This is a genomic window from Chryseobacterium sp. Y16C, assembly GCF_022488405.1.
GTDB lineage: Bacteria > Bacteroidota > Bacteroidia > Flavobacteriales > Weeksellaceae > Chryseobacterium > Chryseobacterium geocarposphaerae.
In genome coordinates this window covers 2,342,587-2,364,617 of sequence record NZ_CP092711.1, presented here as the reverse complement: position 1 = coordinate 2,364,617, position 22,031 = coordinate 2,342,587, and the positions used below count along the sequence as shown (strand labels likewise).

At 36.8% G+C, this 22,031-nt stretch carries 16 protein-coding genes and 1 tRNA gene; 16 read left to right on the top strand and 1 reads right to left on the bottom strand.

The features are described 5' to 3' along the window. Window positions 1-62: 62 nt before the first annotated feature. Window positions 63-1,565, bottom strand: coding sequence for a DUF4394 domain-containing protein (locus MKS83_RS10460; protein ID WP_240583117.1), 1,503 nt, complete (start codon window positions 1,563-1,565; stop codon window positions 63-65). A 314-nt stretch (window positions 1,566-1,879) separates the two neighbouring features. Here MKS83_RS10460 and tuf point away from each other — a divergent pair, with 314 nt between their 5' ends. The 16 genes from tuf to MKS83_RS10380 all read left to right on the top strand — a co-directional run bounded on the left by tuf (window position 1,880) and on the right by MKS83_RS10380 (window position 22,031). Next, window positions 1,880-3,085 (top strand): elongation factor Tu, encoded by a 1,206-nt coding sequence (gene tuf / locus MKS83_RS10455; RefSeq protein ID WP_100376775.1) that lies wholly within the window; start codon window positions 1,880-1,882, stop codon window positions 3,083-3,085. 53 nt (window positions 3,086-3,138) lie between these two features. Further along, a tRNA-Trp gene (locus MKS83_RS10450) sits at window positions 3,139-3,209 on the top strand. Window positions 3,210-3,221: 12 nt separating this feature from the next. Beyond that, window positions 3,222-3,428, top strand: a complete 207-nt coding sequence (secE, locus tag MKS83_RS10445) for a preprotein translocase subunit SecE (protein WP_100376774.1) — start codon at window positions 3,222-3,224, stop codon at window positions 3,426-3,428. A gap of 21 nt (window positions 3,429-3,449) precedes the next feature. After that, on the top strand, window positions 3,450-3,992 hold the full coding sequence (nusG, locus tag MKS83_RS10440; RefSeq protein ID WP_100376773.1) for a transcription termination/antitermination protein NusG: 543 nt from the start codon (window positions 3,450-3,452) through the stop codon (window positions 3,990-3,992). 322 nt (window positions 3,993-4,314) lie between these two features. Beyond that, on the top strand, window positions 4,315-4,935 hold the full coding sequence (locus tag MKS83_RS10435; RefSeq protein ID WP_240583116.1) for a hypothetical protein: 621 nt from the start codon (window positions 4,315-4,317) through the stop codon (window positions 4,933-4,935). Between the two features lie 14 nt (window positions 4,936-4,949). After that, window positions 4,950-5,600, top strand: a complete 651-nt coding sequence (locus tag MKS83_RS10430; RefSeq protein WP_240583115.1) for a hypothetical protein — start codon at window positions 4,950-4,952, stop codon at window positions 5,598-5,600. Window positions 5,601-5,607: 7 nt separating this feature from the next. After that, window positions 5,608-6,276, top strand: coding sequence for a hypothetical protein (locus MKS83_RS10425; RefSeq protein ID WP_240583114.1), 669 nt, complete (start codon window positions 5,608-5,610; stop codon window positions 6,274-6,276). A gap of 79 nt (window positions 6,277-6,355) precedes the next feature. After that, complete coding sequence (locus tag MKS83_RS10420) at window positions 6,356-7,618, top strand: hypothetical protein (protein ID WP_240583113.1); 1,263 nt, start codon at window positions 6,356-6,358, stop codon at window positions 7,616-7,618. A gap of 168 nt (window positions 7,619-7,786) precedes the next feature. Further along, window positions 7,787-8,233 carry a 50S ribosomal protein L11 gene (gene rplK / locus MKS83_RS10415; protein ID WP_027375531.1) on the top strand — a complete coding sequence of 149 codons (447 nt, stop codon included), beginning with the start codon at window positions 7,787-7,789 and terminating at the stop codon, window positions 8,231-8,233. Between the two features lie 14 nt (window positions 8,234-8,247). Continuing rightward, a complete protein-coding gene (gene rplA / locus MKS83_RS10410) occupies window positions 8,248-8,940 on the top strand; it encodes a 50S ribosomal protein L1 (RefSeq protein WP_100075647.1) in 693 nt (230 codons plus the stop codon). Window positions 8,941-8,958: 18 nt separating this feature from the next. Beyond that, on the top strand, window positions 8,959-9,552 hold the full coding sequence (gene rplJ, locus MKS83_RS10405; RefSeq protein ID WP_100376767.1) for a 50S ribosomal protein L10: 594 nt from the start codon (window positions 8,959-8,961) through the stop codon (window positions 9,550-9,552). Between the two features lie 44 nt (window positions 9,553-9,596). Then, window positions 9,597-9,965 (top strand): 50S ribosomal protein L7/L12, encoded by a 369-nt coding sequence (gene rplL, locus MKS83_RS10400; protein ID WP_072997912.1) that lies wholly within the window; start codon window positions 9,597-9,599, stop codon window positions 9,963-9,965. Between the two features lie 456 nt (window positions 9,966-10,421). Then, the gene (gene rpoB / locus MKS83_RS10395) at window positions 10,422-14,243 is read left to right on the top strand and encodes a DNA-directed RNA polymerase subunit beta (RefSeq protein ID WP_240583112.1); all 3,822 of its coding nucleotides are present in this window, start codon (window positions 10,422-10,424) and stop codon (window positions 14,241-14,243) included. Window positions 14,244-14,357: 114 nt separating this feature from the next. Continuing rightward, the gene (rpoC, locus tag MKS83_RS10390) at window positions 14,358-18,623 is read left to right on the top strand and encodes a DNA-directed RNA polymerase subunit beta' (protein ID WP_100376764.1); all 4,266 of its coding nucleotides are present in this window, start codon (window positions 14,358-14,360) and stop codon (window positions 18,621-18,623) included. 84 nt (window positions 18,624-18,707) lie between these two features. Beyond that, window positions 18,708-19,013 (top strand): DUF3467 domain-containing protein, encoded by a 306-nt coding sequence (locus tag MKS83_RS10385; RefSeq protein WP_039369566.1) that lies wholly within the window; start codon window positions 18,708-18,710, stop codon window positions 19,011-19,013. A gap of 198 nt (window positions 19,014-19,211) precedes the next feature. Next, window positions 19,212-22,031 carry a T9SS type A sorting domain-containing protein gene (locus MKS83_RS10380; protein WP_240583111.1) on the top strand — a complete coding sequence of 940 codons (2,820 nt, stop codon included), beginning with the start codon at window positions 19,212-19,214 and terminating at the stop codon, window positions 22,029-22,031.

Below are 22,031 nucleotides of genomic sequence, written 5' to 3'. Positions count from 1 at the left end.
ATTGACCAAAGGGCGGAAAACAAAGTTTTCCGCCCTTCTTATTGAAATAAAATATTATGAGTTTAGAATCCTAATCCCACTGTGAAACCTCTCACGGTATTCGGAAAATCAGAAACTGATGTTGCTGCTCCCGTTGAAGTATTAATGCTGTAAATTTTTGTTGTGGTTCCTACTGTTGCAAGCAAATAAGCTTTTTGGCTCATGCTTCCGATGTCGAAACCATTAGCGTTGGTAATATTGATGCCCAAAGAGCCTGTTTCTACCAAAGTTCCGTTATTGGGTGGGTTTTGTTGATATAATTTATCGGTATTATGATCAATTACAAACAACGTTGTTGAAGTAGCTCCTGCAAAATTGTTGGTGTAAGCTGCTGCTCCGATCATAGGGCTCCCCGGATTAAGAATGCCATCTACTGCGGTAATTCCGCCTGTTACGGGATCCAGGCGTAAATTCTGCCCATTGTTGCTGACAACTCTTATTTTATCCACTGTAGGATTGAAGTCAAATCCGAAATCTGTTCCTGCCAATAACGTTGCAAAAGGCGAAGTTCCTACGGCTGTTGCAGCTCCGGTTCCTAAATTAATTGTATATAGTCTGCTTGAGCTTCCTAAAGCGTGAAGCTGTCCGTTGGCAGGTCTGAAATCTATTCCCAGAATATTTTCACCGCTTTGAAGTCCTGAAATTGCCTTTGAAACAGGCATCGGATTATTAGGATTGAAGATCTGCAGATTATTCGAATTATCCACTGCATAAGCAACAGGTTCTGTAGGAATAGCAAGATCAATGATTGGCTGCTGCAGCATTCCGACAGCGGTGGCTTTACCATTGTTCAGATCTAAAATGTGTAAGTTATTATTTAAAGCTAATAAGGCCACACTATTGTCATATTTAATATCAAAAGCTGCCTGTCCTGTAAAAGTAGTTCCCAGGCTTCCCACTTCTACTAATGTCCCGTTGTTGGGAGGATCTTGCTTAAATAATTTTCCTGAAGCCATATCAATATCATACAAAACAGTACTTGAAGCTCCGGATTTGCTGTTGGTGTAAGCTATTCCTGCTACAGAAGGAGTTCCGCCTCCATTGATATTCATGTCGGTAGCAGCAACTGCTCCTGTTTCGGGATGCAGTCTTAAGTTTTGCCCTGTATTGCTTACCAGACGAATTCTGTCCACGGTAGGATTAAAATCGATAGAAGCAATGGTGCCTGAAACTGCGGGTGAAAATGCAGTAGTGCTTACCGCTCTTGCAGAAGCATTAGAAGTGTTGATGATGTATAGTTTGCTTGCGCTGGATAAGGCGTAAAGCTCTCCTGTTGCAGGTCTGAAATCGATGCTGATCAGTTTTTCTCCTGAAACCACACCGGTTACTGTTGTTTTGGAAATAAACACTTTAGGATTGTTGGAATTAAAAGACACCAGTTCGTTACTCGATGTAAGTCCGTATGCCATAAGGTCTGGTCCTTGTACGGGCATTTCTATTGGGAACATCATATTTTCAGAATCATTGCATGAAAATAAAATGGAAATGCTGAACAGTACGGTACATAAATGTAGTAATTTTCTCATAATATTAATTTTAATAGGTTGTTTTTTTATTTACGAGAAAAAAATAAACACGGATTTACCGAGATGATTATATTCCTAAATTATTTCATTCATAATTAATGAGATAGTTTAGATTTTTAATAAAAGAGTTTTCCGAATTTTTTCAATTGAGAAAAATGTGTAAATTTGCAGTCTCAATACTTTGAAATATACGGTTTGTAGTTCATGGGATTTAAATATTAAAACTTTTTTTGATAAAAAGGTTTTGGTATGTAAAAATTCATTATATTTGCACACCGAAAATTTGAAAAACAATAAATAAATAATTTTAAATCATGGCAAAGGAAACGTTTAATCGTAACAAACCACACTTGAACATTGGTACTATTGGTCACGTTGACCATGGTAAAACTACTCTTACAGCTGCTATTTCTGCTGTATTAGCTAGCAAAGGTCTTGCTGAGAAAAAAGACTTCTCTGCGATTGACTCTGCTCCAGAAGAAAAAGAAAGAGGTATCACTATTAATACTGCTCACATCGAGTACGAAACTGCTAACAGACACTATGCTCACGTTGACTGTCCAGGTCACGCGGATTACGTAAAGAACATGGTAACTGGTGCTGCTCAGATGGATGGAGCTATCTTAGTATGTGCTGCAACTGATGGACCAATGCCTCAAACTAGAGAACACATCCTACTTTGCCGTCAGGTAAACGTACCTAGAATCGTTGTGTTCATGAACAAAGTTGACATGGTAGATGATGCTGAGTTATTAGAGCTTGTTGAGCTTGAACTTAGAGATCTTTTATCTACTTACGAATATGATGGAGATAACTCTCCAGTAATCCAAGGTTCTGCTCTTGGTGCACTTACTGCAGCTACTGAAGGTAACTCTGATGATAAGTGGTTCAAGACTGTAGAAGAATTAATGGATGCTGTTGATACTTGGATCGAGCAACCAGTAAGAGATCAGGATAAGCCATTCTTGATGCCAATCGAAGACGTATTCTCTATTACAGGTAGAGGTACTGTAGCAACTGGTAGAATCGAGTCTGGTGTTATCAACACTGGTGATCCAGTTGATATCGTTGGTATGGGTGATGAAAAATTAACTTCTACAATTACAGGGGTTGAGATGTTCAGAAAAATCCTAGACAGAGGTGAAGCTGGTGATAACGTAGGTCTATTGTTGAGAGGTATTGAAAAAACTGACATCAAGAGAGGTATGGTTATCGCTAAGAAAGATTCTGTTAAACCACACAAAAAATTCAAAGCTGAGGTTTATATCCTTTCTAAAGAAGAAGGTGGACGTCACACTCCATTCCATAACAAATACCGTCCTCAGTTCTACGTAAGAACTACTGACGTTACAGGTGAAATCTTCTTACCAGAAGGTGTAGAAATGGTAATGCCTGGTGATAACTTAACAATCACTGTAGAATTGTTACAACCAATCGCTCTTAACGAGGGTCTTAGATTCGCGATCAGAGAAGGAGGTAGAACAGTTGGTGCTGGTCAGGTTACTGAAATCTTAGAATAATTATCTAAAATATTAAAGCTTCCGAAAGGAAACAATCGGAAGCTTTTTTAACTACGGGCATCGTCCAATGGTAGGATACCGGTCTCCAAAACCGTTGATCAGGGTTCGAATCCTTGTGCCCGTGCAAATAACAATTATGAGTTCATTTATCGATTTTTTAAAAGGTTCTTATAACGAATTCAGACATAAAGTTGAATGGCCAAAGTGGGCTGATCTGCAATCCTCTACAGTAGTAGTAACTATTGCGACAGTTATTTTGGCATTATTTACCTTTGGGGTTGACGAATTGTTTTCTAAAGCAATAAGCAACATAATAGGAATGCTAATCAACTTGTTCAATTAATAATAAAAGTATTTTCCCATAATGAGCGAATTGAAATGGTATGTGCTGAAAGCAATCAGCGGACAGGAAAATAAAGTGAAAAACTATATTGAGACAGAAATCAAGCGTTTAGGGTTTGAGCAGTATGTAACTCAAGTGGTTATTCCTATGGAAAAGGTTATTCAGATTAGAAACGGAAAAAAAGTTCCTAAAGAAAGACCTTACTATCCTGGATACTTAATGATTGAAGCTGATCTGATGGGAGAGATTCCTCACATTATTAAGAACATTCCTGGGGTTATTTCTTTCCTAAGCTTGACAAAAGGAGGAGATCCTGTTCCGATGAGAAAGTCTGAAGTTAACAGAATGCTTGGAAGAATGGATGAATTATCAGAATTTGCGAGTGATGTTGAAATCCCTTATGTAGTTGGAGAAAACGTTAAAGTAATTGACGGACCATTCAACGGATTCAACGGGACTGTGGAGAAAATTCTTGAAGATAAAAAGAAAATTGAAGTTTCAGTTCTTATCTTCGGTAGAAAAACTCCAATGGAACTTAGCTATATGCAAGTAGAAAAAGTGTAATATTTATTATCTATAAAGATATAAAAGACTGCTTAATAGCAGTCTTTTTGCATATATGACTTTTTAACAGTAGACTATAGGCTTGTTAATTCTTGTATCTTATCACCGTTAGTGCTTGTATTATCTCTGTCCTGATTTTTTTGAATAATTTAATTTAACTTGAATGGCATGTTTCTTGTAATTAATTTATTAACTAATCCACAATTTATATCTTTTATTTAATACGTTAGCTACAGGTGTAGAAGGGTTTCTTTGCGTTTTAATTAAAAATATAACAGATGGAATAGTTAAAAAACACAACTCTTATAAAAAACACATTTCAATGAAAAAAATTATTTCTATGATCACTCTGTTGAGTGCATCAGTAATTATGAATGCACAGGTTGGAATCAACACTACTACGCCAGAAAAAGAACTTACCGTGAATGGTACGATGAAGACATCAGGAATTGTTTTTAAACAGCCTATGGAAAAATTGGAAGCGGATGAGAATTACACTTTCATTATCAAATCTCCGGCCCCGGAAAACAAAATTACTGCGTATAATGATTCTTTCGTTCCTAATTCTCCGGCACCCATTAACCTTATTCAGTTTAAAATTAACTGTGATCCTGCAGACAAGGATTGGGTAAACCAATTTGATACAAAGATTAATTCAAATAAGTTTTTGGTGGTAATCTCTTCTTTTGGTTTTACACAGCCTACAAGAACGTTTTCTGCTGACTGGCTTACTCCCGTGCCCCAGATTTTTGCCTATTCTTCAGGAGGGACATGGAAACTGAAGGCAGATTATCATGGATTTGCCCCGGATTTATCACTTCCAACGGGAATCTGGACACTGAACCTGTTGGTATTTGACAGATCATATGCCAAAGATTTCAATACAACACAAAACCTTAATTCTTTAGGAACAGGTGCTGCTTCTGCTCCATTAATTCAGTAAAAACATAAAACAAAATGATGAAAAAAATTATTGCAATCCTCTTTACGGGTTTTGCTGCCTTAGGCATGCATGCCCAAGTGGGAATTAATACCAAAACACCAAAGGGAACTCTTGATGTAGAAGGGGAAACACTGGTAGAGTCTTATTTAATAGATACTGAGAATACGAAAGCGGGAGGGAATTATCTCCTTATTACCCGTTCAAAAGACAGTTCGCCGGTAGGAAAAGTTAAGCTGCTGGATATATCGCTTCGTAATGTAGCGCCTGTAAATATGTATAATGTTGTATTGAAAAATGTGAAACAGGACGAAGTTGTAAATCTGAATACAGGATTAGATGCGAGTAAATATGTTGTGGCTATTACAGGTGCTGTTTTTACAGAAGCGGTTTCTGCAGCAAATACGACTACAAATCCGAAATCATTTGGATCATATTCCACAGAAATTACACAGGTAACGAGTGGTGGGAAAAGCTATCATGCCATTAATTTGGCTTTTAAAGGAGCAGGAACTGTTTCATCTCAAAACGGAACCTGGACACTTTCTTTAACTGTCTTTGAAAAGTCATTAGTTAAAGACTGGGGAACTTTCAACGGTTCTGTTTCGGCATCAGCTTCGCCTGGTTATTCAGGAGTTTCAACCAATACACCTCTAGGACTTCAATAAGAAAACTATGAAAAGAAAAATTTATATCACGATAATCATGTGTCTGGGATTGTTTATGAATGCCCAGCAGGGAAAAGTAGGGATAAACACCGCAAACCCTACAGAAACACTTGACGTTAATGGTAAAACATATACCAATTCTTTATATCTGAGAAACCCGGGAGAACCTACCATGTCGGGAGGCAGCTTTCTGGCAACTTCAGAAAATGCTTTACAGTTGTATGATCCTACTTTGGAAAGTAGTGGATTGTTTAATTATCTTAAACTTACTCTTACCGGAGTTCCGGGTACAGGAATTGCAGATTATGACACAAAGATAGATGCCAACAATTTTCTTGTTGTGCTTCATAATTACTCATTCAAACTGAATGACGGAACAACGAGTGTAATGCTTGACTACGGAGATAACGGTATCAATGATAACAGGCAGGGGTCACCTAATGTTGTTGCCTTCAAAAGTAATGGAACATGGCATATCAAAGCGCAATTTACAGACAGCAGAATCATTGCGACGAATTCAACCATTCCATCAAGAACTTATAATAACTTTACCGTTGATCTATATCTGATGGCATATAAAAGATTGATTGAAAAGCAAAATATCAGTGATATCAATGCTGATCTTGGAGGAAATGATGGTTCTACGCAAACGATAAATAAACCATCAGGTTTTTAACAGATTTTTCCTGTCAAATATATAAAAGGCTATTTAGAAGTAAATAGCTTTTTTTATTTTTGTTTCTAGAAATTTTTACATGTTCAATATTTCAAAAATACGGATAACAGATTTTTTTCTTAATTGGAAATCTTTTCTTGTTTTTAACATTCTTATTTTCGTTGCTAAAATCGTTTTTTCAGCATATAATAACTTTCAAGCAGAATGGTTTGAAGATTGGAGTATTGCCAGGAATTTAGCCACTCTTGAAATCTACTCATGGAACTATAAATTTGGAAGCTCGGCCTATAAACTTCCCTTATATCCTTTGTTTCTGTGTTTTTTTATGAAATGTTTCGGACTCCTGAATGCTGCTAAATTTATCATTATTGCTCAGCATATTTTTTACTTTATTATTCCCGTAATAATTATTAAAATATTCGAAAATTTTAATCTAAAGACAGTTGGTTTTCTATCTGCATATTTTTTTATTTTTTCGCCCGCTTATTTTTATTATTCTAATGTTTTAGAGACTACTAATCTATTTATTCTGCTTTTTGCTGTTTGGCTTTATGGGTATTCTATATGCTGGACTCAGGCTTATATTAGCTTTAATAAGATCATAATTTTTTCTGTGATCACGGCTTTGGTTGCTTTAACGCAGGTGGTAGCTGTTCCCATCATGGGAGTGATGGCTTTATTTTTAATATTTTATAAAAAACGTTCTTTAAAAGATATTTTCACTGTTGCCTGTATTGCTGTACTTGCGTATTCTCCATGGGTAATTAGAAACTATACTACTTTTGATAAGGTAATCATCAGTAAGTCTCCTTTTTGGCAAAACGTTTTTTTGGGTTACATTCCGGACTATCAAATATTACCGGATAATCATTTTCTAACACAAGAAGAAAAGAAGACTGTCTTTAAAAAAACGGCAGCCCATAATGAATTTATCAATGAGAAAATTTATAGGGAAGAGGTCTTGAAAATTGTAAGAAAAGACAGTTTTGCTCCCATTAAAAAAGGACTCAATAACCTTATTAGCTTATGGTTTGTTCCCAAAACATATTTTGATAATAATAGTCTGTCTATTCTTATTGGGCGTAAATTATACGTTATTTTCATTAATTTATTATTATTAATAAGCATGATCTATTTTTTTAGGAACAGTAAAAAAATATTTCTTTTTTGCTGTATTCTATTTGTAGGGTTTACATTTCCGTATCTAATAGGACATGCTGCGAACATTCGTTTTAAATTGGATTTTGAATGGATAGAAACTTCTGTAATCTCGCTTTTTTTATTTCATAAATATTTTGTATCAAATAAGAAGTCCAATACAAAAGATAAAATTAGTATTTAGAAAAAAAATACAATACTTTCTAAAAATCAGCTGATTCGGTTTGCTAATTCAAAAATATTTTATAATTTTGCAGTCCGAAAAGTAGGATTGTCTAAGGTGAGAATAGATAACCTGCTGAATAATAAATGCTTCCAAACTCATTAATTATTCAAACTTAAAAAACAAAAAATGGCTAAAAAAGTCTTTAAAATGGTAAAGCTTCAGGTGAAAGGTGGCGCAGCTAACCCTTCTCCACCAGTAGGTCCAGCATTGGGTTCTGCAGGTGTGAACATCATGGAGTTTTGTAAGCAATTTAACGGAAGAACTCAAGATAAGCCAGGACAAGTTTTGCCTGTAGTAATTACAGTATACGAAGACAAATCTTTTGAATTCGTTATCAAAACTCCTCCTGCAGCAATCCAGTTAATGGATGCGGCTAAAATCAAGGGTGGTTCTGGAGAACCAAACAGAAACAAAGTAGGTTCTGTATCTTGGGATCAAGTGAAAAAAATCGCTGAAGATAAAATGGCGGACCTTAACTGCTTTACAATGGATTCAGCTGTTTCTATGGTTGCAGGTACTGCAAGATCTATGGGATTAAGAGTAACAGGAACTAAACCAACTTTTAACGCTTAATACTTAAAGAAGAAATGGCAAAATTAACAAAAAAGCAAAAGGAAGCTTTAAGCAAAGTAGAAAAAGGAAGAATCTATAACCTTGAAGAAGGTTCAGCTCTTGTAAAAGAAGTAAACACTGCAAAGTTTGATGCTTCTGTAGACATCGCTGTAAGATTAGGGGTAGATCCAAGAAAAGCTAACCAAATGGTAAGAGGTGTTGTATCTCTTCCTCACGGAACTGGTAAAGATGTTAAAGTTTTAGCTTTAGTAACTCCAGATAAAGAAGCAGAAGCTAAAGAAGCTGGTGCTGACTATGTAGGTCTTGATGAATATTTACAAAAAATCAAAGAAGGTTGGACAGATGTTGACGTTATCGTTACGATGCCAGCTGTAATGGGTAAATTAGGGCCATTGGGTAGAGTATTAGGACCAAGAGGTTTAATGCCAAACCCAAAATCAGGTACTGTAACTATGGAAATTGGTAAAGCGGTAACTGAAGTAAAAGCAGGTAAAATTGACTTCAAAGTTGATAAATACGGTATTATCCACGCTGGTATTGGTAAAGTATCTTTCGATGCTGCTAAAATCAAGGAAAATGCTCAGGAATTGATCTCTACTTTGATTAAAATGAAACCAACTGCTGCTAAAGGAACTTATGTGAAGTCTATCTATTTGTCTTCTACAATGAGTCCAGGTATTGCAATTGATACTAAATCTGTTAACTAATAATAAATCCTTAAGACAATGACAAAAGACCAAAAAGTTGTAGCAATACAAGAGATCAAAGATTTGCTTCAGGATGCAAAAGTAGTTTACGTAGCAGATCTAGAAGGTTTGAACGCTGCAAAATCTTCTGACTTCAGAAGACAGGCTTTCAAGCAAAATATTAAAGTGAAAGTTGTAAAAAATACACTTTTACAAAAAGCAATGGAGCAAATGGAAGGAGTAGATTACTCTGAAATGTTCCAGTCTTTCAAAGGAAATTCAGCTATTATGATTTCTGAGACTGCAAACGCTCCTGCAAAATTAATCCAAGGGTTCAGAAAGAAAGAAGAAAAGCCAGCATTGAAGTCTGCTTTTGTTCAGGAAACTTTCTACGTTGGTGACAACAACCTAGACATGTTGGCTAACATCAAGTCTAGAGAAGAAATGATCGGTGAAATCATCGGATTACTTCAGTCTCCAATTCAAAGAGTTGTTTCTGCTCTTCAAAACAAACCTGAAACTGTAGAAGCTAAAGCTGAAGAAGCTGCTCCTGCTGTTGAAGAAACTCCTGCTGCTGAGGCTCCGGAAGCTCCTGCTGCAGAAAGCACTGACGAAACGCCAGCTGCTGAATAATTACACTCAAAAAATAATAAATAATCAACAAAAACATTACAACAATGTCAGATTTAAAAAATTTAGCTGAAACGCTAGTAAACTTAACAGTAAAAGACGTAAACGAATTAGCTGCTATCCTTAAGGATGAGTACGGAATTGAGCCAGCTGCTGCTGCTGTAGTAGTTGCTGCAGGTGGTGCAGGTGAAGCTGCTGAAGAAAAAACAGAATTCGACGTAATTCTTAAGTCTGCAGGTGCTTCTAAATTAGCTATCGTTAAATTAGTAAAAGATTTAACTGGTGCTGGTCTTAAAGAAGCTAAAGATATCGTAGACGGTGCTCCAGCTCCAATCAAAACTGGTGTATCTAAAGACGAAGCTGAAGCTCTTAAGAAGCAATTAGAAGAAGCTGGTGCTGAAGTAGAATTGAAGTAATCAATTTATACTATAAATAATAAGCCTGAGTATTTACTCGGGCTTTTTTTATGAAGGTTGCTTAAGTTTAATTAAAGAAACAAAATGATATTATAATAGAAAATATTGTGAATGTGGATAACTTTTTGTATCTTTGCTCCTCTTTTGGCGCGAAAAATTGTTTGTAAATCTATAAAATACTGAGTATTAACTCTTTCATGAAAATGAAAGGGCTTTGTTGTATATAGACATTGCGGCGGTTCTGCCTCAAAAGTAATAAAAATATTTTGCATTACGCTGTGAAAAGATATACCAGTGTTGCAGTTAGAAGCTTAATACGATTTAAATAGTTGAGAATTAGGAATAAAACTTGATGATTGCGCCAAAATTTTCTATTTATTCTTTTCTCGGATTTAATACGATTCACTTCTGATATTTTTTAATCAAAATATTTTTTAACCCTTTCTTAAAAGTTTTATGAGTAAAACAACAGCAACAACTAGGGGGGATAAGAGAGTTAACTTCTCTTCAGCGAAAGGAAAAATTATTACTCCAGACTTCTTGGATATCCAAATTGAGTCTTTCAGTGAGTTTTTCCAGCTAGATACCCTTCCGGAAGACAGAACAAACGAAGGTTTGTATAAGACCTTCCAGGAAAATTTCCCGATTACCGATTCCAGAAACCAATTCGTATTGGAATTCCTGGATTATTTGGTGGATTCTCCACGTTATTCAATTGATGAGTGTGTGGAAAGAGGATTGACGTATTCAGTGCCTCTTAAAGCAAGACTTAAATTGTATTGTACAGACCCTGAACACGAGGATTTCCAGACTGTGGTTCAGGATGTATATTTAGGCCCTGTTCCTTATATGACGCCTAGTGGATCTTTCATCATCAATGGTGCAGAAAGAGTTATCGTTACGCAGCTTCACCGTTCACCTGGTGTATTCTTCGGACAAACGTACCACGCAAATGGAACAAAATTGTATTATTCAAGAATTATCCCTTTCAAAGGATCTTGGATGGAATTTACGACCGATATCAACAGCGTTATGTACGCATATATCGACCGTAAGAAAAAATTACCATTAACTACTTTATTAAGAGCGATTGGTTACGAATCTGATAAGGATATCCTTCAGATCTTTGACCTTGCTGAGGAAGTGAAAGTTTCTAAAGCTGCCCTTAAAAAAGTTGAAGGAAGAACATTGGCTGCGAGAGTTTTGAACACTTGGTTCGAAGATTTCGTAGATGAAGATACGGGTGAGGTAGTTTCTATCGAAAGAAATGAAATCATCTTGGATAGAGAAACAATTCTTGAAAAAGAACATTTGGATCTTATTCTTGATGCTGGTGTGAAATCTATCTTGATTCACAAAGAAAACAGCAATGAATTCTCTATCATCCAGAATACATTACAAAAAGACCCTACCAACTCTGAAAAAGAAGCGGTAGAGTACATCTATCGTCAGTTAAGAAACGCAGATCCGCCAGATGAGGAAACAGCAAGAGGAATTATCGAAAAATTATTCTTCTCTGAGCAGAGATATTCTCTAGGTGAAGTAGGACGTTACAGATTGAATAAAAAATTAGGTCTTAACATTCCTACAACTACTGAGGTTCTTACAAAAGAAGATATCATCGCTATTGTAAGACACTTGATCGAACTTGTTAACTCTAAAGCAGAAGTTGATGATATCGACCACTTATCAAACAGAAGAATCAAAACTGTTGGTGAGCAATTAGCTGGACAATTCGGTGTAGGTCTTTCAAGAATTGCAAGAACAATCAAGGAAAGAATGAACGTTAGAGATAACGAAATCTTTACTCCACTTGATCTTGTTAATGCGAAAACATTAACATCTGTAATCAACTCGTTCTTTGGTACCAACCAGCTTTCTCAGTTCATGGACCAGACCAACCCGCTTTCAGAGATCACTCACAAGAGAAGATTATCTGCACTAGGGCCTGGAGGTTTATCAAGAGAAAGAGCAGGTTTCGAGGTTCGAGACGTTCACCATACTCACTACGGAAGAATTTGTCCGATTGAAACTCCGGAAGGACCAAACATCGGTTTGATTTCATCTTTAGGTATTTATGCTAAGATCAATAACTTAGGTTTCATCGAAACTCCATATAGAAAAGTAGAAGATGGTAAGATCGATTTATCGGCTGATCCAATTTACTTAAATGCAGAAGACGAAGAAGATAAAGTAATTGCTCAGGCGAACGTTGAACTAAACGATAACGGTGAGTTCTTGACAGACAGAATTATTGCAAGATTGGATGGTGACTACCCTGTAGTTGAGCCAAATCAGGTAAATCTTATCGACGTAGCACCAAACCAGATTTCGGGTATTTCTGCATCATTAATTCCATTCTTGGAGCATGATGATGCGAACCGTGCCTTGATGGGATCCAACATGATGCGTCAGGCAGTTCCTTTGTTGAAGCCACAGGCTCCAATCGTAGGTACAGGTCTGGAACAGCAAGTTGCGAAAGATTCAAGAATTTTAATTAACGCTGAAGGTACGGGTACTGTAGAGTACGTAGATGCTGACAAAATCGTTATTAAATATGAAAGAAGTGAGGACGAGGATTTAGTATCATTTGAATCTGCTACTAAAACATATAACTTAACTAAGTTTAGAAAAACCAACCAAAGTACAACTATCACGCTAAGACCAAACGTAAGAGTAGGTGATGTAGTGGAGAAAGGACAGGTACTTTGCGACGGTTATGCTACTGAAGACGGAGAATTAGCTCTTGGTAGAAACTTAGTGGTTGCGTTCATGCCTTGGAAAGGATACAACTTCGAGGATGCGATTGTAATCAACGAAAAAGTTGTACGTGAAGACTGGTTTACTTCCATCCACGTAGATGAATATTCTCTTGAGGTTCGTGATACCAAATTAGGTATGGAAGAATTGACAGCAGATATTCCAAACGTTTCTGAAGAAGCAACTAAAGATCTTGATGAAAACGGTATGATCAGAATCGGTGCTGAAGTGAAGCCTGGAGATATCATGATTGGTAAAATCACTCCAAAAGGTGAATCTGACCCGACTCCTGAAGAAAAGCTTTTAAGAGCAATCTTCGGTGACAAAGCTGGTGATGTGAAGGATGCTTCATTGAAGGCTGACTCATCATTAAGAGGGGTTGTAATCAACAAAAAGTTGTTCTCAAGAAACATTAAAGATAAAAAGAAGAGAACTGAGGAGAAACTTAAACTTGAAGAAATTGAAAACACTTACAAGGCTAAGTTTGATGAGTTGAGAAATACTTTAATTGAAAAATTAAATACACTGGTAAGCGGTAAAACTTCTCAGGGGGTTAAAAATGACCTAGATGAAGAAATCATCGGTAAAGGTGTGAAATTCACTCATAAATTATTGACTTCAGTTGAAGATTATGTAAACGTTAGCGGCTCAGACTGGACTGTAGATAACGATAAAAATGAATTGATCAAACAATTAATTCATAATTACAAAATCAAATATAATGATATTCAAGGGGTTAAAAACCGTGAGAAATTCGCAATTTCAATCGGAGACGAGCTTCCTGCAGGTATCATGAAATTGGCTAAAGTTTATATTGCTAAAAAACGTAAACTGAATGTAGGGGATAAAATGGCAGGACGTCACGGTAACAAAGGTATCGTTTCGAGAATCGTTCGTGAAGAAGATATGCCATTCCTAGAAGATGGAACACCGGTAGATATCGTATTGAATCCACTAGGGGTACCTTCCCGTATGAACATCGGTCAGATTTATGAAACAGTTCTTGGATGGGCTGGTAAAAAATTAGGATTGAAGTTCGCTACACCAATTTTTGACGGAGCAAGCTTAGATCAAATCACTGAATACACTGAAAAAGCAGGTCTTCCTAAATTTGGTAACACCTATCTTTATGATGGTGGTACCGGAGAAAGATTTACACAGCCGGCTACAGTAGGGGTAATCTATATGTTGAAACTAGGGCACATGGTAGATGATAAGATGCACGCACGTTCTATCGGTCCTTACTCATTGATTACTCAGCAGCCGTTAGGAGGTAAAGCTCAGTTCGGAGGTCAGAGATTCGGAGAGATGGAGGTTTGGGCTCTTGAAGCATTCGGAGCATCTAACATCTTGAGAGAAATCTTAACTGTGAAGTCAGATGACGTGATTGGTAGAGCAAAAACTTATGAAGCAATTGCAAAAGGTGAATCGATGCCTGAACCAGGTATTCCGGAATCATTCAACGTATTACTTCACGAGTTACAAGGTCTTGGATTAGACGTAAGATTGGAAGAGTAATTTAAAGATTTAATTATTCAAAAATTTAAAAATCATTAAACTCATAAGAGTGAAAGAAAAATATCAAATTAATTTTTGAATCTTTCAATCTTTTAATCTTTAATCAAATTTAAAATGTCAAATAAAAATAAATCAAGTAGATTTAATAAAATAACCATCGGTTTAGCTTCACCGGAGTCTATCTTACAAGACTCAAGAGGGGAAGTTCTTAAGCCGGAAACTATTAACTACAGAACGCATAAACCTGAAAGAGACGGTTTGTTCTGTGAAAAAATCTTCGGTCCTGTAAAGGATTACGAATGTGCTTGTGGTAAATACAAGAGAATTCGTTACAAAGGGATCGTTTGTGACCGTTGTGGAGTAGAAGTTACGGAGAAAAAAGTAAGAAGAGAGAGAATCGGGCACATCAACCTTGTAGTTCCAATCGCTCACATCTGGTATTTCCGTTCTTTACCGAACAAAATCGGTTACCTTTTAGGAATTCCTTCCAAGAAATTGGATATGATCATCTACTACGAAAGATATGTGGTGATTCAGCAAGGTATTGCTAAAAAATTAGACGGTTCTGACTTCGAAAACATGGAGTTCTTAACTGAAGAAGAGTATCTGGATATCATGGAAACTCTTCCTGTAGAGAACCAATATCTTGACGATTCTGATCCTAACAAATTCATCGCTAAAATGGGTGCTGAAGCTGTTGAGGAATTATTGAAAAGAATTGATCTTGATGCATTGTCTTTCGACTTAAGACACAAAGCTCACAATGAAGGTTCAAAACAAAGAAGAACTGAAGCTCTGAAAAGATTGAATGTTGTAGAAGCATTAAGAGGTGCTAATACAAGAATGATCAACAAGCCGGAGTGGATGATTATGCGTGTACTTCCAGTTATCCCACCAGAACTAAGACCATTAGTTCCATTGGATGGAGGACGTTTCGCAACTTCTGACTTAAATGACCTTTATAGAAGAGTTATTATCAGAAATAACCGTTTGAAGAGATTATTGGAGATCAAAGCTCCTGAAGTAATCTTGAGAAACGAGAAGCGTATGCTTCAGGAATCAGTAGATTCATTATTCGATAATACAAGAAAATCTTCTGCAGTAAAATCTGAATCAAACAGACCATTGAAATCACTTTCTGATTCATTGAAAGGTAAACAAGGTCGTTTCCGTCAGAACTTATTAGGGAAAAGGGTAGACTACTCTGCGCGTTCGGTAATTGTTGTAGGTCCAAACTTACAGCTTCACGAATGTGGTATTCCTAAAGATATGGCTGCGGAACTTTACAAACCATTCATCATTAGAAAACTAATCGAGAGAGGGATTGTAAAAACTGTAAAATCTGCAAAGAGAATTATTGATAGAAAAGAACCGGTAGTTTATGATATCCTTGAAAATGTGATGAAAGGTCACCCTGTTCTACTGAACAGAGCACCTACGCTTCACAGACTGGGTATCCAAGCTTTCCAACCTAAGATGATCGAAGGTAAGGCAATCCAGCTACACCCGTTGGTAACAACAGCATTCAACGCCGATTTCGACGGTGACCAGATGGCGGTACACTTACCGTTAGGACCAGAAGCGATCCTTGAAGCTCAGTTATTGATGTTAGGTTCTCAAAACATTCTGAACCCGGCAAACGGTTCTCCAATTACGGTACCTTCTCAGGACATGGTTTTGGGTCTTTACTTCATGACAAAACAGTTGGATTCAACTGAAACTATGAAAGTAAAAGGTGAAGGTCTTGCATTCTATTCTCCTGAAGAAGCGGAAATTGCTTATGCAGAAGGAAAAGTTTCTCTAAATGCTAAGGTAAGATGTAAATTACCTGTGAAAGAAAACGGAGAAATCGTAACAAGACTGATCGAAACCACTGTAGGTAGAATCTTATTCAACCAGATTGTACCAAAACAGGTAGGATATATTAATGAGCTTCTTACTAAGAAATCATTAAGAAACGTTATCGGTAAGATCCTTGCTGATACGGATTTCCCTACAACTGTGAAGTTCCTTGATGCAATGAAAGACTTAGGGTATTCAAATGCATTTAAAGGAGGTCTTTCTTTCTCATTAGGAGACATCGTGGTTCCTGTTGAGAAAAAGCAGATGATTGCACAGTCAATTGAAACTGTAGACGAAATTAGAGCTAACTATAACATGGGTCTAATTACAGATACAGAACGTTATAACCAGGTAATCGACGTTTGGACAAATACCAACGCCGGATTAACTGAAATGATCATGAGCAGAATGAAAACTGACCAAGGTGGTTTCAACTCTGTATACATGATGCTTGACTCTGGAGCGAGGGGTTCTAAGGAACAGATCCGTCAGTTATCAGGGATGAGAGGTTTGATGGCTAAACCGCAAAAAGCCGGTTCTACCGGAGCGGAGATTATCGAAAACCCGATCCTTGCGAACTTTAAAGAAGGTCTTTCGATTCTAGAGTACTTTATCTCTACCCACGGTGCCCGTAAAGGTCTTGCGGATACCGCTCTTAAGACTGCCGATGCAGGTTACTTAACAAGAAGATTGGTAGACGTTGCACAGGACGTTATCGTTACAGAAGACGACTGTGGAACGTTAAGAGGTACAGAAGTTACTGCACTTAAGAAAAATGACGAGATTGTTGAAAAAATCTCTGAAAGAATCTTAGGTAGAGTTTCTTTACATAATGTTTACGATCCTGAAACAGATGAATTAATTGCTGAAGCTGACCAGGTAATTACTGAGGCATTAGCTAAGAGAATTGAGGAAGCTGGATTAGAAGCTGTTGAAGTTCGTTCACCATTAACTTGTGAAGCTAAGAAAGGTATCTGTGCGAAATGCTACGGTAGAAACTTGGCTACAGGTAAAATGATTCACATGGGTGAAGCGGTAGGTGTAATTGCAGCACAGTCAATTGGGGAGCCGGGAACTCAGCTTACGTTGAGAACTTTCCACCAAGGAGGTACTGCAGGAAACGTATCAGAAAACCCATCAATTGTTGCAAGAAGAGATGGTATCGTTGAAATGGATGAAGTAAGAACAATTACTTCTGAAGATGAAAACGGTAATACATCAGAAGTTGTAGTTTCTCGTTCAACAGAATTCAGATTAGTTGCTGATAACGAGTCCAGAACTCCATTAATGGTAGCTAACGTACCTTACGGTTCAATATTGGCTGTAAAACCAGGTGATAAAGTGAAAAAAGGTGATGTGATCTGTACATGGGATGCCTATAACGCGGTAATCATTGCTGAAACATCTGGTAAGGTTGAATACGAGGATATCATCCAGGGTATTTCATTCCAGTTGGAGATTGACGAAGCAACAGGATTTGAGGAGAAAGTAATCTCTGAATCCAGAAATAAGAAAGCGGTACCTACGTTAAAAGTAGTAGACTCTAAAGGTGTTGAACAAAAAGGTTACAACTTACCGGTAGGAGCCCACTTAATGGTTAACGATGGTGAAAAAATTAAGGCTGGTAAAGTCTTGATTAAGATCCCTAGAAAATCTGCAAAAGCAGGGGATATCACCGGAGGTCTTCCGAGAGTTACTGAATTATTCGAAGCAAGAAACCCTTCAAACCCAGCGGTAGTAACAGAAATCGATGGGGTAGTTTCTTACGGAAAAATCAAGAGAGGTAACCGTGAATTGATCGTTGAGGCTAAAACTGGAGAGAGAAAAATTTATTTAGTTAAATTATCAAACCAGATCTTAGTACAGGAGAATGACTTCGTAAGAGCAGGTTCTCCATTGTCTGACGGTTCTATCACACCTGAAGATATCCTAAGAATTAAAGGTCCAACTGCAGTTCAGGAATATCTGGTAAATGAAATTCAGGAAGTTTACCGTTTACAAGGGGTAAAAATCGACGACAAGCACTTCGAAATTATCGTAAGACAGATGATGACGAAAGTATCTATCGTGGATGGAGGTGATACTCAGTTCCTTGAAGGAGCTCTTGAGCATAAATATGACTTCTTGGAAGAGAATAACAGAGTATTCGGTCTTAAAGTAGTTGTTGATGCTGGTGATTCTAAAGTATTCAAACCAGGTCAGATGATTACAGCGAGAGAATTAAGAGATGAAAACTCTAAATTGAAGCGTGAAGATCAGGCTTTAGTTGAAGTAAGAGAAGCTTTACCGGCTACAGCAACACCTGTGTTGCAAGGTATTACAAGAGCAGCTCTTCAGACTAAATCGTTCATGTCTGCAGCATCGTTCCAGGAAACAACTAAGGTTCTTAATGAAGCAGCAGTTGCTGGTAAGGTAGACGATCTTAACGGTCTTAAAGAAAATGTAATTGTAGGACACAGAATCCCTGCAGGTACGGGTCTTAAAGAATACCAAAATGTAATTGTAGGTTCTAGAAAAGAATTCGAAGACCTTAACTAAAATTAATGATTTGGAATTTGAGGTTTGAAATTATTTTTATATTTTCACAACCTCAAATTTCGAATTTAAAAATAATTTATAACAATGGACAACAATCAAAATCCACAAGACGGAAACATCAACATCGAATTAAACGAAATGGTAGCAGCAGGAATCTATGCTAACTTAGCTTTAGTAAACCACTCTCCATCTGAATTCGTTGTAGATTTTATCCAATTGATGCCGGGGGTACAACAAGCAAAAGTAAGATCAAGAGTTATCCTTGCTCCACTTCACGCTAAAAGAGTATTATCTGCTCTACAACAAAACATCGCTAACTACGAACAACAATTTGGAGAAATCAAAGAAGTTGAGCCTTTCGTATTAGGAGCTAACAACGTACAAGCTTAAGATTTTTTCTTAACATATACATAAATGCCTCAATGAAAATTGGGGCATTTTTTTATGAGTAAATTCTGTGTTTAGATATAATACTGGGAATAAAAAACCGTTAAATATATTTTGGCGGCGGTAAGGATATGTAAATTAATTATGTTAAATTATGATATTTTGTATTAAACTTGATTATATTTGTGGAAAATTAAAAAAATGAAAAGGTGTTATATTTGGGGTTTATTGTTATGTGCAAATGTGAGTATGTATGCACAGAAAAACAACACACTTCAGGCAAATCAAAAGCATTTACAAGAGCTGTATGCCAAATATAAAAAGGATCTTAAAAAACAGCATAAGTATGGAAAAGCAGCTGGGATACCTCCTAATCCATATAACGAAGAAGATTTTAAGAGAACTATGGATCCCGTTACTGGGCAAACAAACTTTGAGGGATTATTAAAAATAAGAAAAGATATTTTAGAAGGAAGATATGCTCCTCAAACCGGAATGTCTTTTCTTTCTACTAATTCATCTGCAACCTCAAAAAGTTTTGACCAACCTTGGATTGAAAGAGGGCCTTACAGTGTAGGAGGTAGAACAAGAGCAATCATGTTTGATCCAAATGATCCTACGGGAAAAAGGGTATTTGCAGGAAGTGTTTCTGGTGGTCTTTGGGTAAATCAGGATCCTTCAGTTAGTACAAATGAATGGACTCCATTAAGTACATTCTGGGCTAATACCTCGATTTCAAGTATTACTTACGATCCTAATAATCCTCAGGTTTTTTATGCCGGGACGGGAGAAGCTTCAACATCGGATGCAATAGGATCCGGAATATGGAAATCTACAAATGGAGGTACAACTTGGACTCAGATTTTTACAATACCGGTAACGTATTCTAATGGAGTAAGAAGTGGTAATTTTTATATCAATGATATAAAAGTAAGAAATAATGGTGGTGTTTCTGAAGTCTATGCCGGAGTAAGTGGTGGGTATAATGATGGAGCGTTCCAGGGATTAAGTCAATCAGGATTGTATAAATCTACCGACGGAGGGGTAACATTTGTAAAAAATACCAGTTTATTAGCGCTTAATACGACGACTGGTGTAACAAGTACTACAGGGTATTCTATTCAGCAAATAGAAATAGGAGCAGATAATTCAGTCTGGGTTTCTACCAGATCTTCAAGATATTCGAATATAGATTCAGGAGGAAGAATTTTAAAATCTACTAACGGAACTACTTTTACTGAAGTTTATAACGTTGGGAATGCTGGTGCAAGAGTGAATTTTACTCTTTCCAAAACAAATGCCAATAAGGTATATGCATTTATGCAAGGGCCAAGTTCTTCCGAACCTATACGCATTGCGAAATCTACAGATGGAGGTACTACATGGCAGGCTACTAATGACGGAACGGGAACTATAAATCTTCCTATTGCTACAGATACGAGTATTCCTGCAGAAGATTTTACAAGAGGACAATCTTTTTATGATCTTGTAATTGCAGCCGATCCACAGGATGATAATAGTGTATATATTGGTGGGGTGGATTTGTATAAGTCTACAGATGGCGGAGTTAATTGGTCACAAATTTCAAAGTGGTCTAATAATAATGCAATGGCAAATTTGCCGGTTTCTATTGTACATGCGGATCAGCATGCCATAGTTTTTAATCCTTTTAATAACTATGCAACAGGACAAATGATGTTTGGAAATGATGGTGGAATTTATTTTGCCGCCAATAAAGCAAATATTGCAACAAATACTGGTTTCTCAGCAAGAAATACAAGATATAATGTGACGCAGTTCTACTCTGCAATGCTTAATCCCATAAAGACACCTGCGAACGAAGAATTATTAGCCGGAGCGCAAGATAATGGGTCATGGTGGTTGTATGGTGCGCCACAAGCTAATAATTTCCTGACCAGCCAATCTGCAACGGGAGGAGATGGGATGTACACAGAGTATGATGATCAGGATAATTATGAAATTGCCAGTTATGTTTATAACAACCATTACCTGTTAACAACAGGCACATATTATTTATTATCATCTGCTAATAGAAATAGTTATGGGCACTTTGTTAATGAACTGGCTTTAGACAGAATAAATAATGTATTTTATTCTTATCGTTCGGGATTGACACTTTTTAGAACTGCCGGACTTTCTGCTACTGCTACAACATTTACAAATGTTACGGTTACTGCAGGAACAGCGCAAAGTGGCGAGCAGATTTCCTGGATGAAAGTTTCTCCTTATACTACCGCATCTACAACGCTGTTTGTTGGAACAAATTTAGGAAGGGTATTTAAAATAACCAATGCTAATACTACATCTTATACCTCTATACTTTTGACATCTCCAGCAACCGGAACCATTTCAGATATAGAATTCGGAGCTAATGAGAGTGAAATTATGGTAACACTATCCAACTATAATCTTACAAGCGTGTTTTATTCTACAGATGGAGGAGTTACATGGCAAAATAAAGAAGGAAATCTTCCGGATATGCCTGTAAGAACAATATTGAGAAACCCGGATAATCCAAATGAAGTATTATTAGGAACAGAAATGGGAGTATGGGGAACAACTAATTTTCTGGATGTAGCACCTATCTGGTCATCAGTAACAGGGAATATCGGAAATGTGAGAATAACAAATTTAGATTATAGACCATCTACGAAAACAATATTGGTTTCAACCTATGGAAGAGGAGCTTGGACTTCACAAAATAGCACTTTGGCAACCGGAGAGGTGAGTTCTAAAAAAGATATGACTATGATCTATCCTAACCCTTCAAAAGGAATTGCACACTTGAGATTTGATTCTTCTAAATATAATGCTGTAGACATAAGCATTTTTGATGGATCAGGAAGATTGATATACAGCAAACAAAATGTAAAATCTGACGAAGAGTTTGGTCAAAGATTAACCCCTGGAAAATATGTACTTAAAGCCGATTATAAAGGAGAAAAAATATATAGCGGTAATTTCTTAGTACTAGGAAGAGCAGGAGGAGATGATGATTAA